Source organism: Neorhizobium sp. PAMB6630 (assembly GCF_058242775.1).
Genome location: NZ_CM177836.1, coordinates 1,508,627 through 1,526,346 on the forward strand (window position 1 = coordinate 1,508,627; position 17,720 = coordinate 1,526,346).

The window sequence follows — 17,720 nt, forward strand, 5'->3', positions numbered from 1 at the left end:
GTCGCAGAAGCGTCGTTCCCGCTCGGCAGGAACGTCTTTCCGCTGCTTGCGGCGAACTTGGAACGACATTCCTCGAAGCGGCGGGCCTTGCGCCCTATCTCAAGCGCATACCTTCAGGAGATCGTCATGACTTTCGCAAACTCTTCGATTGCGCCACGCGCATCGAACCTGCCGCCGCTTGGCGCGCCGGGGCTTGCAGCGCTTCTGGTGCTGGTGGCCGGCACGTTGGCGCTCGGCTTTACCCATGGCCCGGCGCAGGGCGCACTGTTTCTGATTGGCGGGGCGCTTGGCATTTCGCTGTATCACGCCGCTTTTGGTTTCACGTCGGCATGGCGCGTGTTCATTGCCGAGGGCAGGGGGCGCGGACTTCGCGTGCAGATGCTGCTGCTGGCGCTTGCCGTCATCCTGTTTTTCCCCGTTCTGTCAGGCGGAACGCTGTTTGGCCATGAGGTGCGCGGCAACATCTCGCCGGCCGGTCTCGGCGTCATCGCCGGTGCCTTCATGTTCGGCGTCGGCATGCAGCTTGGCGGTGGATGCGCGTCGGGCACACTGTTTACCGCCGGCGGCGGCAATGCCCGCATGCTGGTCACGCTGTTTTTCTTCATTGTCGGCTCACTTCTCGGCACGCTGCATTTCAACTGGTGGACAAGCCTGCCGTCGCTGCCGCCGACCGCTCTTTTCCAGAGTTTTGGCGCGCTGGGCGGCATTGTCGTCTCATTGCTGATCTTTGGCGCGATCGCCGCCATCACCGTCGTTGTGGAACGGCGCCGGCGCGGCAGTCTGGAACAGGAGCCTCTCCCTGTTCGCACAGGCTTCCAGCGTTATCTGCGCGGGCCCTGGCCGCTGGTGGCCGGTGCCGTGGCACTGGTTCTCCTCAACTTCGCGACGCTTGCCATTGCCGGTCGCCCCTGGGGCATCACGTCGGCCTTTGCGCTCTGGGGCGCCAAGGGCGCGCAACTGATCGGCATCGATGTGGCGCAATGGGCCTACTGGCAGACGCCGGGCAATGCCAAGGCGCTGGCATCCAGCGTGTTTGCCGATGTCACCTCGGTCATGGATTTCGGCATTATCGCCGGCGCCATGCTGGCGGCAGCGCTTGCCGGCAAGTTTGCCCCCTCGCTGGATATTCCGCTGCGCTCGGTCCTTGCCGCAGTGGTGGGTGGTCTGCTGCTCGGATACGGCGCGCGAATCGCTTACGGATGTAATATCGGCGCCTACTTTTCCGGGATCGCCTCGGGCAGCCTGCACGGTTATCTCTGGGCGATTGCTGCTTTTGCCGGAAATGTGATCGGGGTTCGTTTACGTCCGTGGTTCTTTTTCGAACGCGTAAAAGTGCGTGGTAACGATGGATAAACCATAGAATTTCTACCGGAAATTGCGAAGGCGCGGCAAATCTGAGGCTTTGCCGCGCCTTTGTCGCATTTTCGCTAAACTTCCGGCCGTATCCGTTTATAATGGCCTTCGTACTGAAGAGGGGGCCACGTAAACACATTGGTTACCATAATTCGTCATCCTGATCGCTGTTCGGAAGAGACCGTGGGCCTGCGCCACAGGTCCGGTGTTGGTCTCTCCTTTTGTGTGCGGTGTTTTGTGCCGTGTGTTCGAGTAGCGGTAAAAGGGTGAAGCGTATCATGGCACTGGCTTTTGCGACGGAGCGATCTGTCCCACGAACCTCACGATATCAAGCCAAGACGCCCGCCTCGCGCGGTCTGATGAAATATACGATGCTGGTGGGCACCGGCCTTGCCGTCGGTGCCTGGATGATCGCAGCCTTGGCGACCGTGCACAGCATGGCCTCCATCCAGCCTTCGAATTTCAGCTATCAACTGCGCGCGTCCCTTGACCTGAAGCCGCTCGCTGCGCCGGTCTCGGACGAGCGCGTGATTCGCGTTGCGAAATTTTCACGCCTCTCATCCGGCGCAACACCGAAGGCCGCCCGGCTGGAGGATGCGCATTTTGCCCATCTCACAGCCACGCGGGCCGCAGCCGATAACGTCAAGGACAGCCTTTCGGTTGCATTGGCGGCGGCGGAAGATGCCAAGAAATTTGCAAGCCTTGCCGAAAAGCGCCCTGAAGGGGAGGCGGTGAAAACCGCGCTTGCTTCGGCGCTCGAAAACACCGTGCTGATCGCACCGCCCACCGAAACAGCCTGGGATGCTTCGCCCGCCGGCAATGCTGAAGGCGGCGAAGTGGAAGTGGCTGACCTGCAGAGCCCGGCGGAACTTGCCGTGGCTCAGGCAATCGGCCCGGATGAGGACGACAGCCTGCCGATGGCAGGTCCGCTGCCTGTCGGCCGGCCGCCGGCCAATGCGCTGGCGCTTGCGATGGCCAAGCCGGCAGAGCGTGCTGTCGTCAAGCCCGGCCGCACCGGCGCTCCGCAGGAGGCCGAAGAGGAAGAGCAGGAAGCCCCGCAGGCACTCGCCTTCGCACGGCCTGAAAACCCGATGAAGAGCATAACGCCGGCCGTGCCGTGGCCCGACCGCGGCGGCTCCAAGATTGCCGTTTATGACATCACGAACGGCGTCGTTCACATGCCGAACGGCGAAAAGCTCGAAGCCCATTCCGGCATCGGCGAGATGCGCGACAACCCGAAATTCACCCATGTGAAGATGCGCGGCCCGACACCGCCCGGCACATACAAGCTCTCCATGCGCGAGCAGCTGTTCCACGGCGTGGCTGCGATCCGCCTGACGCCGACCGATGGCGTGGCACCGCTCGGCCGCACCGGTCTTCTCGCTCATAGCTACCTTCTGCGCACACGCGGCGATTCGCACGGCTGCGTCGCCTTTGCCGATTACAACCGGTTCCTCAAAGCCTTCCAGCGCGGCGAAATCACCCACATGATCATCGTCGACCGCCACAACGGCAGCATCCCGGCAACCGCTATGCGCAAGATCAACCCGCGCGGCGCACCGCCATCGACGGATGGCGGAGCGGATGGTGAGGCCCGCCGCACGCTGGTCGATTACCTTAAAAACGACGGCTGATCCTTATCTCCTGTTTTCACGAAAAATGCCGCAGGCCCGCAAGAGCCTGCGGCATTTTCGTGTGGAGCTGATGCCGTCGCGAGCGCTGTTCAACCGAGAAGATCGTCGGCAATCCGCTTGAAGATGCGGGCGCCGATCGGAATCAGCGCGTCAGGAAAATCATAGGTCGGGTTATGCAGGGCCGGATGGTTTTCACCGGCACCGAGAAAGAACATCGCCGATTTCGACACATCCGCAAACCGGCCGAAATCCTCCGAAGCCCGAAATGTCTCGCCTGCCTCATGCGGCAGATTTTCCGCATCGAGCGCCGCGCGGATCATCTCGACGGCGTCTGCATCGTTCATGCAGTGGCGAAATTCATCGTGATAGCTGAAGGAGACGGCAAGGCCATGCGCGTTGGCCGCCTGCGTCGCCAGCGCCTCGGCCTTTTCCCGCACGTCCGCCATCGCATCGTCGTTCACCGTGCGCAGCGTTACCCAAAGCTCGGCAGAACCCGGCGCGATGCCGAAGGCGGGTTCGCCAACCGATACATGCGTAACGGTTGCCAGAACAAGATCGCCATCGCGGATATCGCCCTTGCGCAGGTCCGTCAGCGCCGGAATGAGGCTCGCGACGGCCGGGGCCGGCGAGACACCGGTTTCCGGCATGGAGGCATGCGCCGTCTTGCCGGTAAAACTGATCTTTAGCCCGCAGGAGGCGCAATTGGCCGCACCCGCCCGGATCCAGCTTTTGCCGAAGGGGATGCCCGGCATGTTGTGCAGCGAAAACGTATAGTCCGGTGTGAGGTTTTTGAATTTTTCGTCCGCCAGAACGGTCGCGGCACCCGCTCCGGTTTCCTCCGCCGGCTGGAACAGCAGGATCATGCGGCCGGAGGCCGGGCGTTTTTTTGAGAAGGAAACGGCAAGCGCTGCAAGCGTTGCCATATGCCCGTCATGGCCGCACATGTGGCCCTTGCCGGCTATCTTGGAGCGATGCGGCAGGTCACTCGACAATTCCGCGATGGGAAGCGCATCCAGTTCGGCGCGAAACATCACGTTTGGGCCGGCCGCGGCCCCTTTGTAAACAGCAGCAACGCCCGTTCCGCCAAGCCCGGTGAAAATCTCGTCCGGCGACACGCCCTCCAGAAACCGCACTACCTCCGCCGCCGTCTCATGCTCCTCGCCAGAGACTTCCGGCATGGCATGGAGATGCTGGCGCCATTTGGCAAGCTCCACAAAATCGCTTTCGACAAGGTTCATGCGGGCGGTCCTTTTCTGCCAGTTCGGGGGAAGCGAGGGAGGGTTAGCTGACCTTCTCCACAAACCCATCCAGCACGCGCTTCTGGCCGGCCTTGTCGAAATCGATGGTCAGCTTGTTGCCTTCGATGCAGGCGACGTGGCCGTTGCCGAATTTTATGTGGAAGACGCGGTCGCCGACCGTAAACTTTGACGGCGTGGTGGCGACCGATTTGGCCACCAGTTCGCCATCGATGGTGCGTGCCTTCGGGCCGCTTTCGCCGTAGCCGATGCGCTCCACCGCATGGCCGGAGCGGCTGCCCCAGTTGTCGCGGGTGGCATCGGTCTTGTTGGCCTGGGCGCGTTTCCAGCCGGGTGTCGAGTAGGAATTCTGGAAGGGTTCGGCCTTGTCGAAGCGCGATTGGCCATAACCGCCGCGCCCGCCATAACCGCCGTAACCGGTATCGGCGGCGGCAGCGACGTCCACGTGGGCTGCCGGCAGTTCATCGAGGAAGCGCGAGGGCATGGTGGATTGCCAGAGCCCGTGGATGCGCCGGTTGGAAACGAACCAGATGTGGCAGCGGCGTTTTGCGCGGGTGATGCCGACATAGGCAAGGCGGCGTTCTTCCTCCAGCCCTGAGCGGCCGCCTTCATCCAGCGCGCGCTGGTGCGGAAACAGGCCTTCTTCCCAGCCGGGCAGGATCACGGTTTCGAATTCCAGCCCCTTGGCCGAATGCAGCGTCATGATCGAGACGGCATCGAGGTTTTCGTTCTGCTCGACATCCATTACCAGCGAGACATGCTCGAGGAAGCCGCGCATGCTCTCGAACGCCTCCATCGAGCGGATGAGTTCCTTCAGGTTGTCGAGGCGGCCGGGGCCTTCGGCGGATTTGTCGTTTTTCCACATGTCGGTATAGCCCGACTCTTCGAGGATCTGCTCGGCAAGCTCGGTATGCGGCGTGTTTTCCAGCCGCTCGCTCCAGCGGGCAAAGCTCTGCACCACGTCGAACAGCGCCTTGCGGGCCTTCGGCTTCAATTCGTCCGTCTCGATGATATCGCCAGCGGCAGACAGCATCGGAATGTCGCGGGCGCGGGCATAATCATGCAGGTTGCGCACCGTCGTATCACCCAAGCCGCGTTTAGGCGTGTTGATGATGCGCTCGAAGGCGAGATCGTCGGCCGGCTGGCAGACGAGGCGGAAGTAGGCCATCGCATCGCGGATTTCGAGCCGCTCGTAAAAGCGCGGGCCGCCGATGACGCGGTAGTTGAGGCCAAGCGTCACGAAGCGGTCTTCGAATTCGCGCATCTGGAAAGAGGCGCGCACGAGGATGGCAATGTTGTTCAGCGCATGACCGGAGCGTTGCAGCTGTTCGATCTCTTCGCCGACGGCACGCGCCTCCTCTTCCGAATCCCAGGCGGCGTGGACGATCACCTTTTCGTCATCGGGATCGGTGCGCTCGGTAAACAGCGTCTTGCCGAGGCGGCCTTCATTATGGGCAATCAGATGGCCGGCAGCGCCCAGAATATGTTCGGTCGAGCGGTAATTGCGCTCGAGACGGATGACCTTGGCGCCGAGGAAATCTTTCTCGAAGCGCAGGATATTATCCACCTCCGCGCCGCGCCAGCCATAGATCGACTGGTCGTCATCGCCGACGCAGCAGACGTTTTGCGGCACGTCTTTCGGGCGTTGGGCGAGAAGCCTCAGCCACATATACTGCGCGGTATTGGTGTCCTGATACTCGTCCACCAGGATGTAGCGGAATTTCTGGTGGTACTCGCGCAGGATATCCGGGTTGCGGCGAAAAATGTCGATCGGGTGCAGCAGAAGATCGCCGAAATCGCAGGCATTCAGCGTCTTCAACCGGCCCTGATAGGCGGCGTAAAGCTCGCGGCCCTTGCCATTGGCAAAGGCGCGCGCATCGCCCTCGGGAATGTCTTTTGGCGTCAGGCCTTTGTTCTTCCAGGTGTCGATCATGCCGGCGAACTGGCGAGCCGGCCAGCGCTTGTCATCCAGACCTTCGGCCTGGATCAGTTGCTTGATCAGCCGGATCACGTCATCGGTGTCGAGAATGGAGAAATCGGAGCGAAGACCGGCGAGTTCCGCATGGCGTCGCAGGATCTTGACGCCGATGGAGTGGAAGGTGCCGAGCCACGGCATGCCCTCGACGGCGCCACCGACGAGAACGCCAATGCGCTCCTTCATCTCGCGCGCTGCCTTGTTGGTGAAGGTGACGGCCAAGATCTGGCTCGGATAGGCGCGGTTGGTCGCCAGAATATGGGCGATGCGGGTGGTCAGCACCCGCGTCTTGCCGGTGCCGGCGCCGGCGAGCACCAGAACCGGGCCATCCATGCTTTCCACGGCGTCGCGCTGTTCCGGGTTGAGGCCGGAGAGATAGTCGGGCATCCGGTGCTGGTCACGCGCGGCCATGGCGCGGGCGGCAAGGCCAAGCCCACCCGGCGCCGGTGTTGCTGCTCCGGCAGGCGGTGCGGCAGGTTTCTGGCGTGGCGTGTGATCCGGCTCTTCGTCGAAGAACGGAATATCGTCAAAACTGTTCGTCATCAGGCCAATCTAATGATTTGCGAAGAACATGGCCATAGAGCATGTTCTGCTTTTATTCCAGCCTGCCGCCTCAGCGATGGAGAAAAGCCGGGCAGATCGGCAGGTTTTCAACCGGTTAGCCCCTCAAGGCATTTGACGAAGCGCCGTTCACGCCAGCGTGAAAATCCGTTAGGTTACAATTCGGCAAGGTTGGCAATCTGGCATTGCTTAAGTCCTTGCTAAACGTGATACTTTGACTTGTACGATCTCATCCTCCCCATCGGAGTGCCGAATGCGCATCTGGAAGCAATTGCTCCTCAGTCTCGTCATGCTGTTTGCAGGTCTCTGTCTATGGCTGTTCGTCAGTCCAGATGCCGGGCATGCGCTTGTGCGTATGGGCGTTCCGCAACAGGCCGTGGCGTTTGTCCAGCCCGGAGTGTCCGGAAATGGCAGCAACAATGGCGGTTCCGATTCGGGCGCGCAGCCGGCAAGGGCCGGTGGCCAAGGTGGTCAGGCAGGGCAGGGCGGCAGGGGCCCGGGTGGTCAGCGTGCGCCGCTGGTCGTCACCCGTACCGTTGTGATGGACAAGGTCAACGACCGTTTGAACGCCATCGGAAGCGGCACCGCCATCCAGTCTGTCGTTGTTATGCCGCAGGCGAGCGGCACAATTGATGAGATCCTTGTCGCCTCCGGCCAGAAGGTCAAAAAGGGCGAGGTTCTGGCGCGTCTCGATGACGAAGAACAGAAGATCGAACTGGACAAGGCTCGCGTCTCGCTGCGCAGTGCGGTTGAAAAATCCAGCTCCTATCGCAACCTGCAATCGGTCGCCCGGCTTGACGTGCTCGATGCGCAGATTGCCGAGGAATCGGCAAAGCTTGCCGTCAGCACTGCCGAATTCAACCTGCGCCGCCGCGATATCGTCGCGCCCATCGACGGGATTGCGGGCATCATTGCCATCAATGTCGGTGACAACGTCACCACCCAGGCCAGCATTGTGACGCTGGACGACCGTTCGGAAATCCTGGTGGATTTCTGGGCACCGGAGCGCTTCGTCACGGCCATCACGCCGGGCATGGCGGTGGAAGCAACCTCGATCAGCCGTCCCGGACAGGTGTTTTCCGGCAAGGTGGAAAGCATCGATAACCGCGTGGATGCGGCAAGCCGCACCATTCGCGTGCGTGCCCGCATCGATAACCAGACTGATGTGCTGCGGGCCGGCATGTCCTTTGCCGTCTCGATGCGCTTTGAGGGTGAAACCTTCCCGGCCGTCGATCCGCTTTCGGTGCAATGGGATGCCGAAGGCGCCTATGTCTGGAAGATCGAGGCCGACAAGGCTGCCAAGGTGCGTGTTGCCATCATCCAGCGCAATCCTGATATGGTGCTGGTGAATGCGGATCTGAAACCGGAAGACAGGATCGTCATCGAAGGCCTGCAGCGCGTGCGCGAAGGCCAGCCGGTGCGGCTGCAGGGGGCTGGTGAGAAGCCGGCGGAGGTGGCGCGTCAATGAGCGATAATTCAGACCTGAAGATCGAGGATTCCAAGGCCACCTTCACGGCGCTTTTCGTGCGCCGTCCCATTCTGGCCGCCGTCATCAACACGCTGATCGTTGTGGCCGGCCTTGCCGCACTCGTGGGCGTTGAGGTGCGCGAACTGCCCGATGTCGACCAGCCGGTGATTACCGTGCGCACGACCTATGATGGCGCCGCCCCGCAGACGGTGGACCAGGAACTGACCCAGGTCATCGAAGGGGCCGTGGCGCGCGTCTCCGGCCTCAAGGGTCTGTCGTCGGAATCGCAGTTCGGTGCCAGCCGCGTCACCATGGAATTTAACGATACGGTGGATCTGGCTGTTGCCGCAAACGACGTGCGCGATGCCATCGGCCGCATTTCCGATCAGCTGCCGGAAAGCGCCGACGATCCGCGCATCGTCAAGGCCGATTCCGATTCGCAGCCGATCATGCGCCTTGCCGTCACCTCCTCCTCGCTCTCCATGGAAGACCTGACGCTTCTCGTCGACAACGAAATCAGCGACCGGCTGGCGGCCGTGGAAGGCGTGGCCGACGTCGAGCTTTACGGCGACCAGGAGAAGATCTTTCGTGTCGATATCAATCAGGCAGCGCTTGCAAGCCGCGGGCTGACGGTGGCGGATGTGTCGGGTGCGCTTTCCAGTGCAGCACTCGACGTGCCGGCAGGATCGCTCACCAGCCGCACGCAGGATATCGTTGTGCGCGCCACGGCAAACCTGTCGACGCCGGCCGATTTTGAAAACGTGCTGATCAAGGACAATATCCGCCTGCGCGACGTGGCAAGCGTCACGCTCGGTCCGGATGACGGCACCACGACACTGCGCTCGAACGGCGTGCAGGGCGTGGGTCTTGGCATCATCCGCCAGGCCCAGTCGAATACGCTCAACATTTCGACAGGCGTTGCGGCCGCCGTCGCCTCTCTGCAGGCGGCAATGCCGGAGGGCACCCGTATCGTCATCACCTCCGATGATGCCACCTTCATTCGCGGCGCGCTGCACGAGGTGGAACTGGCGCTCGGCCTTTCGGCGCTGATCGTGGTGGCCGTGCTTTACCTCTTCCTGCGGGACTGGCGCGCCACGCTCATTCCGGCACTGACCATGCCCGTTGCCCTCATCGGCACGCTGTCGGCCATCTATCTCGTTGGCTTTTCCATCAACATCCTGACGCTTCTCGCCATCGTTCTCGCAACCGGTCTTGTGGTGGACGATGCGATCGTGGTGCTGGAAAACATCGTGCGGCGGCGAACGCAGGGGTTGGGCCCACGCGCTGCCGCCATTCTCGGTACGCAGGAAGTGTTTTTTGCGGTTCTCGCAACAACCGCCACCCTTGCCGCCGTCTTCATCCCGCTCTCCTTCCTGCCAGGCCAGCTCGGTGGCCTGTTCCGCGAATTCGGTTTCGTGCTGGCGCTTGCCGTCGGCCTCTCGTCGATCACCGCGCTGACCCTTTGCCCGATGCTGGCCTCGCGCATGCTGACAAAACCGATGGTGGAGCCGAAGGGTCTGCTGGCCGGTTTCGGCAACCTGTTTGCCGCCACCTATGCCCGCACATTGCAATTCTGCATGAATGCACCTGTTGTGGTCATTGCCGTCTGCGCCGTCATCATGGGCGCCGCCTATGTCGCCTTCGGACTGGTCACCAGCGAGCTGACACCGCGCGAGGATCGCTCGATGGTGATGATGCGCGCTACGGCACCGCAAGGGGTCAGTCTTGAATATACGCAGGACCAGTTGCAGCGGGTGGAGGAAAACCTGCAGCCGCTGATCGATTCCGGCGAAATCCGTAATCTGTTTTCGATTTCCGGCATGGGTGGCTCCTCCAACACCGGCTTTATGGTGATGACGCTGGCGCCGTGGGAAGAGCGCACCCGCAGCCAGGATGAGATTGCAAGCGACATCAATGCGGCGGCAGCCCGCGTTCCGGCGCTTCGCGGTTTTGCCATCCAGTCGAACAGCCTGCGCATTCGTGGCGCCGGCAGCGGTTTGCAGGTGGCGCTGGTCGGTGCCGATCATGCAAGCCTCACCCAGGCGGCGCTGCAGCTGGTGCAGGCCATGGAGAAAAGCCCGTCCTTCGTCACCCCGCGGCTCGACAACGAGCCGACGCAGGCGCAGCTGTCTGTCTCCATCGACCGCGAGCGCGCGTCCGATCTCGGCATCGATATCACCGGGCTTTCCAATTCCATGCAGGCGCTGCTCGAAGGACGCTCCATCGTCGATGTCTTCGTCGATGGCGAGGCGCTGCCGGTGAAACTCATCTCCTCCATGCAGCCGATCAACGATCCGACCGATCTGGAAAACGTTTTCCTGCGCACGGGCGACGGCAAGGTCGTGCCGATGTCGACCATCGCGACCTTGAAGGAAGGAGCGGTCTCGCCGCGTCTCAACCGCGAACAGCAGATGGCGTCCGTGTCGCTCTCGGCAAGCCTCGGCGATGGCGTGTCTCTCGGTGCAGCCCTTGAGGAAGTGACAAGGCTTGCCCAGCCGCTGCTGCCGAACGGTTCTCGCCTTATGCCTTTGGCGGAAGCTAAGACGTTGGGTGAAAACGCCAATGGCATGGCCATCACCTTCGGTTTTGCCATCGCCATCATCTTCCTGGTGCTGGCAGCGCAATTTGAAAGCGTGCTGTCGGCACTGATCATCATGACGACGGTGCCGCTCGGCTTGGCTTGCGCCGTCTTTGCGCTTGTGATCACGGGCTCGACGCTCAACGTCTATAGCCAGATCGGCCTTGTGCTTCTCGTCGGCGTGATGGCGAAGAACGGCATTCTCATCGTCGAATTCGCCAATCAGCTGCGTGACCAGGGTGTTGCTGTGCGCCAGGCCATCGAAGAAGCCTGCCGCCTGCGCCTTCGCCCTGTCATGATGACGATGATTGCCACCATTCTCGGTGGCGTGCCGCTGGTGCTGGCCGCCGGTGCCGGTGCCGAAGCGCGCGTGGCGCTCGGCTGGGTCATCGTTGGCGGGCTAGGCCTTGCAACGGTGGTGACGCTGTATGTGACGCCGGTTGCCTACCTGCTGATTGCCCGCTTCGCCAAGCCGCATTCTCATGAAGAAGAGCGCCTGCACGAGGAACTGGAGCGCGCCCATAGGGGGGCCGCCAATGCCGAGGAAAAACCGCTTCTGGCGGCGGAGTAGCCCGGCATCCGGTAGTCCTGGCCGCGCGTGGCGGCCGGGACGCTCTTTACGGCAGCCGATCATCAGGTGGGTTGGCGCATCTCCTTGGCGATCTCAGGATTTGCCTCGGCAAACTTCATACTCGCGCCGTTCCTGTAGGCTGCGTCCTTGAAGTCGGGACTATCCTTCAGAGTAGCAATTTCCTCAGGTGTGAACTTGAAGAACAAGAGCAGGCGATAGGCCTGCTTGGCGCCCTCGTTCTGCGAAGCCCATGCCGGCAGCGCCGTTGCAAGCGCCTTGTTTTCCCGGTCGTTGCGGTCCATCTGCACGGCAAGCTTCATCAGGCCGCCAAGGGGGATTGGAATGCCGTTGATGGCAAGGTCGGGAACGAAGCTGACCGGGTGGATGCCGCCCGCCGGGTTCGTTCCGGTGATGACGCCGCAGCGATGGTCGGTCACAAGCTCCTTTTTCTGCTGAGCGCGGTGGGTATTCAACTGCAGCAGCAGCTTGCAGTTTGCCTTGTTGGCATCCGTCATCAGGCGCTGATACTCGGCCTTCTTCAGCTCCTGCGGGGAATTGGGGTCCACCGTCTGGCATCCGGCAAGCGCAAAAAGGCTGAGGGCCAGCCCGATCTGAGTAAACTTCATCATCCGTTCCTGAACAATATCCGGCAGCCTGGGCCGGTTCGGCGCCAGGGTGTGCGGTCAAACATGTTTGAAAAATGCTTTGGCACAGCAAAATGCTGTCATCTGCACAAGATAACCAGGCCCCGCGTGGCGACCTTCGAAAGCAAAAAATTATTAGCTGTCATCTTTTGCGCCAGCAACGCCACCGCTGATTGTCTTCGCGGATACGGTAAACGGGCTATCTCCAGAGCACCCACTCCCGGTGCAGGTCGACGAGCCAACGGAACCAGTGCGAAGGCGAAATTGCCTTCGATATGGACAACCACCAACGGCTCCCGTACCAAGCGTTACAGCACATGACGGGCGGACATGGCCCGATCGGGAGACATGACGATGGTGATGAGAGACGCGCAACCGGGCCCACGCAATGAAGAGGGCATCGCGGCTGTTCTTGGAATTTTGAAGCAGAGCCTTGGTGACCGGTTGCAGACCGGCCAGGCCTTTCGCGAGCAGCACGCCCACACCACGACCTATCTGCCGCCGCAACTGCCGGATGGCGTGGTTTTTGCCGAATCGGTTGAGGATATCAAGACGGTGGTGAAGGCTTGCGCCGCTCACCGTGTGCCCGTCATTGCCTTTGGCACCGGCTCTTCGCTGGAAGGGCAGGTGAACGCGCCCTCCGGCGGGATTTCGCTCGATACGACCCGCATGGACAAGGTGCTGCGCGTGTCGCCTGAGGATCTCGACGTGACGGTGGAGCCCGGCGTGACGCGCGAGGCGCTGAACACCTATCTGCGCGACACGGGGCTGTTCTTTCCGATTGATCCCGGCGCCAATGCCTCCATCGGCGGCATGACGGCCACCCGCGCTTCCGGCACCAATGCGGTGCGCTACGGCACGATGAAAGACAATGTTCTCTCGCTCACCGTGGTGACGGCCGATGGCGAGGAGGTGGTCACGGGCACCCGCGCGCGCAAATCCTCGGCCGGTTACGATCTGACGCGACTTTTCGTCGGGTCTGAAGGCACGCTTGGCATCATCACCTCGATCACGCTGCGCCTGCAGGGCATTCCGGAAAAGATCGGCGGCGGGGTCTGCGCCTTCGAGACGGTAAAAGCTGCCTGCGACGCGGTGATCATGACCATCCAGATGGGCATTCCGGTCGCCCGCATCGAGCTTCTGGATGCCGTGCAGATGCGCGCCTGCAATGCCTATTCCGGCTTGAATTATGCCGAGAAGCCCACGCTGTTTCTCGAGTTCCACGGCACGGAAGACACCGTGCCGCTGCAATCGGAACAGTTTGCCATGATTGCCGCCGAATGCGGCGGTGAAGATTTCCAGTGGACGGGCGATGCCCAGCAGCGCGCAAAGCTGTGGAAGGCGCGTCATGATGCCTATTGGGCCTCGCGGGCGCTTGCGCCGCATCTGGCTGGCCTCTCCACCGATGTCTGCGTGCCGATTTCCCAGCTCGCAGAATGCGTGGCTGAAACCCATGCCGATATTGTCGAACACGGTTTTCTGGCGCCCATCGTCGGGCATGCCGGCGATGGTAATTTTCACGTGCTGATCCTGTTTGACGACAAGGATGCTGAGGCTGTCGCGCGCACGGAAGCTTTTGTCGAGAGGCTGAACCGCCGTGCGCTCGCCATGGGCGGCACCTGCACCGGCGAACATGGCATTGGCCAGGGCAAGATGACGTTTCTGGAACAGGAGGCCGGCTCCGCCCTTCACCTGATGCGCGCGATCAAGCACAGCCTTGATCCGCACAATATCTTCAATCCCGGCAAGATCCTTCGCCAAGGCGCATGATCCGGCGCGCTTAAGGCTTTATGACTGTTCAGGAATTTTGTTCTTAAACCGGTTGGGGTTATCAGGTAGAGTGCAGCTGCGAAGGTTTTAAGCCTTGCTGAGGAGGCGGGCTTGGCTGGCGCGGGACAATGACGAATCGATTCAAAATGTTAGAGCGGCCGGTGGATCTGTTGAGTCAGGCGGCGCTCTCAGGAGAATGAACAGGTGCTCGGACGGATAATGCTGTTGCTCGGTGGCCTTGTGGTCATTGCGCTGTTTACGGCCTTGCTGGCGCCGTTCTTCGTCGACTGGTCGAATTTTCGACGGGAGTTCGAGGAGCAGGCTGGCCATATCCTCGGCAAGAAGGTTTCCGTCCATGGCGCCGTCGATGCCCGCATCCTGCCGTTTCCCTCGGTCACCCTGCATGATGTCCGGGTAGGGCAGGATGTCGATGGCACACCGCTGGTGCAGGTCGAGCGGTTTTCCATGGATATGGAGCTTGCACCTTTCCTCTCCGGCGAAGCCCGCATTTTTGACATGCGTTTGGAGCACCCGAAGGCCCGCATTCGCCTCTTGAAGGACGGCCGCCTCGACTGGACGCGTGGCAGCCAGCCGGATATTCCCGCGCGCAATGTCGTGCTGGAGGATGTCCATATCGAGGGCGGCCAGATCGAATTCATCGATGACGGCACCGGCCGCACGCGCCACCTCACAGGCCTTACCGCCAAAATGTCGGCGACATCGCTGGCAGGCCCCTGGCGTGCGGATGGCAATGCAACGCTCGATGGTTATGAAGCGCAGTTTTCGCTGTCGAGCGGCGCGCCCGATGCCGTCTCCGGTGCCGTGCCCTTGCGCATGAAGGTGCGCCCGGATGTGCAGCCTGTCGAAGTGCAGCTGGATGGCGCGCTTGCCGTGACCGCCGGCAAGCCCGATTACAAGGGCGATTTTTCGATGGCCTTCCTGGATGCGCCGGTAGAGCCCGTGGTGCCGAAGGGCATCAAGCCGCCACCACCGCCGCGCACCAAGGGCAAGTTCGAGCTGACAAACGACCGCATCCGCATTCCCGAGTACCGGGTCGAGGTGGGTGCGCTCGACAATCCGTATGTGGTGACGGGCGAGGCAACGCTCGATACCGGTGACAAGCCGGAATTCCTGCTGACCGCCGACGGGCAGCAGGTGGATGTGAACCGCCTGACGGGCGAACTGGTGAACGGCAAGACGGGCCGCGATCCGCATGCCTCGGCGCAGCGGCGTCTGAACGCACTCGTGGAGATGGCCGCGCGTGTTCCGGTGCCGCAGGTGCCGGGCCGCGCCACCATCCGCCTGCCGGCCATCGTTGCCGATGGCACCACCGTGCGGGATGTGGAACTGAACATGCGCCCGGCCGGCACCGGCTGGAATGTCGATAATGCCGTGGCGATCCTTCCCGGCCGCACGCGGGTGGAAGCGCAAGGGGCGCTGAAGCTTGTCGATGGTCCGTCCTTCGTCGGCACCATGCTTCTTGCCTCCAACCAGCCATCGGGTCTGGCGGACTGGCTGAAGGGGCAGGTGGACCCGGCCATTCGCCAGCTGAAGACCGCCGGCTTTTCCGCCGATGTCGACCTGACGCCGACCCTCCAGCGGTTTAATGCGCTGGAACTCTCGGTCGGCCCTGCCATCCTGAAAGGCCGCGTCGAGCGCAAGTCGCCAGTCGATGCCGTGCCGGATCTGACCCTGGATCTCGCCGGCAACGAGATCGATTTTGACGCGTTGCGGGCGCTTGCCTCGCTGCTGACGGGTGGTGATGCCGGCCAGCAGGTGCTGGATCATCGCTTGGTCGCCCATCTAAAGGCTGGCCGGCTGACGGCGCTCGGCATTGCCGCAGATGACGTCGAGACCGCCTTTACGCTGGGCGATGGCGCGCTGTCGCTGGAAAAGCTGACCGTTGGCGATATCGCCGGCGCACAGCTGACGGCCAAGGGCCGGGCGGAAGGCTCCTTCCTCGATTACACCGGCACGGGCCAGCTGACCTTCAGCGCCTTCGATCCGGGCCCGTTTCTGGCCATGATGCGTGAGCAGCTTCCGCGCCACCCGGCGCTGGAGCAGCTCGTCCGCAGTGCCTCCTGGTATGCCGATACGAAGCTTTCGGCCGACGTGACGCTGGCGAACGGGGTCTCGGCCCATGTCGCCGGTGAGACGAATGGCACAACGGTCGATGCGCAGCTGGCCTTGCCCAACCTGTTTGACCTGACGGCAGCAACCGAACTGAAGCTCGATGCGACGCTCTCAAACCCGCAAGCCTCCACGATCCTCGGGCAGGCCGGGTTGGAGACGTTGCCCTTCGAAGGCGATGGCGATGCGCGGCTGACCCTTGCCCTGCAAACAAATGGCGAGGCGCCGGCCGCTGCCAAACTGCTTTACCAGACGGATCGTACCGCGCTGTCGGCAGACGGTCGCATTGCGCTCTCGGCGGAAAAATTCGGGCAGGGATCTCTGGGTGTGACGCTGAAAAGCACGGATCTGGAGCCGACGCTTCTGACGTCAGGCATCGGCCTGCCGCAGTTCGGCATGGGCCTTTCGGCAGATCTGAAGGCAAATGTCGCCGTCACCGGCGAAGACATCGGCGTAAGCGGCCTTGCCGGTACGCTGGCCGGCAACCGGCTGGACGGGCAGTTGATGCTGTCCCGCACCGCGCCGGTGCCGACCGTGACCGGCGCGCTGTCGCTCGACAACGCCGATCTCGGCTGGCTTGCTGAAACCGTCTATGGTCCGCTCACCAATCCGGAAACCGGTTCTGCCTCGCAGAAAGAATTTGCCCTGCCGCTCTTTGCCGGCTGGGATGTCACTCTTGATCTCAAGACGCGCACGCTGAACACGCTGGGACTTGGTCCGGTCAATGGTTTTGCCGGGCGCCTCACCAGCAAGGCGGGTGGGGTGTCGCTCGAAGATGCAAGCGGCAGCTGGCATGGCGGGCGGCTCGCCGGGCGCCTGTCGATGTCGCACAGCGGCGGCGTCGGTCTTTTCCAGACGCGCCTGACGGTGGAGGGTGCCGATCTCGCCGGCCTGCTCTGGCAAGCGGCTGGCAAGCCCGTGGCGCAGGGCAGGATGGGTGTGGAACTGGCGGCGGAAGCCACCGCGAAAAGCCCCGCCGATCTTCTCTCCGCCATCAGTGGTTCCGGAACGATCCGGCTGTCGGATGTGGTGCTGCCGAGCCTGAACGCCTCGCTGATGCCGGGTCTTCTGGCCGATGCCGACCGCATCGAAGGAGAGGTGACGGCCGGAAAAGTCCAGCCGCTGGTCGAGCGTCGTATTCATACAGGCTCCGCCACTCTCGGTGCCGTCGCGGTTCCCTTCACCATCACCGGCGGGCAGTTGCGGGCGCAGAACATCACGGCAAAGGCCGGGGGCACGGCACTTTCCGGCGAGTTGCGCATGGATCTTGCCGATAGCAGTCTCACCGGCGAAGTCGGGCTGTCCTACGCCGTCGGAGACGAGGCGCTGGCGGGTGCCGATCCGGCACTCACCTTGCGGTATGATGGCGATCTCGCTGCGCCAGAGGAAGCGATCGACGTGGAGGCCATGACGAACTTCCTCTCCATGCGCGCCTTCGAGCGCGAGCGCCGGCGTGTGGAAACGCTGCAGGCCAGTGTTCTGGAAAAGCAGCGCCTGCGCCGCGAGGTGACGCTTTATACGGTGCGTGAAGAGGAACGCCGGCTCGCGCGTGAAAAGGCCGAAGCCGATGAGCGGGCCCGCCTCGAGGAAGAACAAAAGCAACGCCGCGAAGCCGAGCAGCAGCGCCAGCAACAGCCGCCCGTCTTCGACATGCAGCCTGCCGACGGCCTGTTCCGATAAAGGTGGTGAATACCGGGACGGCTGACCGGCCTGTCGCCACGGTGGGACGCTGACTCAGCGGAAGGCTTAAGCGCGACTGACTCTGCGGCAGGCCTGAATG

Annotated in this window: 9 protein-coding genes; 6 read left to right on the top strand and 3 right to left on the bottom strand. The window is 62.4% G+C overall.

The genetic code is table 11. The annotated features are described in order from the left end of the window. Positions 1–126 precede the first annotated feature (126 nt). Both AC4CWF_RS07160 and AC4CWF_RS07165 read left to right on the top strand, forming a co-directional pair. Positions 127–1,353 carry a YeeE/YedE family protein gene (locus AC4CWF_RS07160; protein WP_491284437.1) on the top strand — a complete coding sequence of 409 codons (1,227 nt, stop codon included), beginning with the start codon at positions 127–129 and terminating at the stop codon, positions 1,351–1,353. Between the two features lie 359 nt (positions 1,354–1,712). Continuing rightward, positions 1,713–2,987 carry a DUF2778 domain-containing protein gene (locus AC4CWF_RS07165; protein WP_491284439.1) on the top strand — a complete coding sequence of 425 codons (1,275 nt, stop codon included), beginning with the start codon at positions 1,713–1,715 and terminating at the stop codon, positions 2,985–2,987. Between the two features lie 89 nt (positions 2,988–3,076). Here the strand turns inward: AC4CWF_RS07165 and AC4CWF_RS07170 are convergent, their stop codons facing one another. Both AC4CWF_RS07170 and AC4CWF_RS07175 read right to left on the bottom strand, forming a co-directional pair. Then, the gene (locus tag AC4CWF_RS07170) at positions 3,077–4,225 is read right to left on the bottom strand and encodes an amidohydrolase (RefSeq protein ID WP_491284441.1); all 1,149 of its coding nucleotides are present in this window, start codon (positions 4,223–4,225) and stop codon (positions 3,077–3,079) included. A gap of 43 nt (positions 4,226–4,268) precedes the next feature. Further along, positions 4,269–6,761, bottom strand: a complete 2,493-nt coding sequence (locus tag AC4CWF_RS07175; protein WP_491284443.1) for an ATP-dependent helicase — start codon at positions 6,759–6,761, stop codon at positions 4,269–4,271. A gap of 271 nt (positions 6,762–7,032) precedes the next feature. On the opposite strand from AC4CWF_RS07175, the gene AC4CWF_RS07180 reads away from it, so the two are divergent. Both AC4CWF_RS07180 and AC4CWF_RS07185 read left to right on the top strand, forming a co-directional pair. Next, positions 7,033–8,247, top strand: coding sequence for an efflux RND transporter periplasmic adaptor subunit (locus AC4CWF_RS07180; RefSeq protein ID WP_491284445.1), 1,215 nt, complete (start codon positions 7,033–7,035; stop codon positions 8,245–8,247). Continuing rightward, the gene (locus tag AC4CWF_RS07185) at positions 8,244–11,396 is read left to right on the top strand and encodes an efflux RND transporter permease subunit (RefSeq protein ID WP_491284447.1); all 3,153 of its coding nucleotides are present in this window, start codon (positions 8,244–8,246) and stop codon (positions 11,394–11,396) included. Before AC4CWF_RS07180 ends, AC4CWF_RS07185 begins: the two co-directional genes overlap by 4 nt. Before the next feature lie 62 nt (positions 11,397–11,458). On the opposite strand, the gene AC4CWF_RS07190 is transcribed toward AC4CWF_RS07185, so the two are convergent. Beyond that, a complete protein-coding gene (locus AC4CWF_RS07190; RefSeq protein ID WP_491284449.1) occupies positions 11,459–12,025 on the bottom strand; it encodes a hypothetical protein in 567 nt (188 codons plus the stop codon). Between the two features lie 369 nt (positions 12,026–12,394). Here AC4CWF_RS07190 and AC4CWF_RS07195 point away from each other — a divergent pair, with 369 nt between their 5' ends. Both AC4CWF_RS07195 and AC4CWF_RS07200 read left to right on the top strand, forming a co-directional pair. Continuing rightward, on the top strand, positions 12,395–13,810 hold the full coding sequence (locus AC4CWF_RS07195) for an FAD-binding oxidoreductase (RefSeq protein WP_491284451.1): 1,416 nt from the start codon (positions 12,395–12,397) through the stop codon (positions 13,808–13,810). Between the two features lie 204 nt (positions 13,811–14,014). Next, the gene (locus AC4CWF_RS07200; protein WP_491284453.1) at positions 14,015–17,620 is read left to right on the top strand and encodes an AsmA family protein; all 3,606 of its coding nucleotides are present in this window, start codon (positions 14,015–14,017) and stop codon (positions 17,618–17,620) included. Positions 17,621–17,720 lie beyond the last annotated feature (100 nt).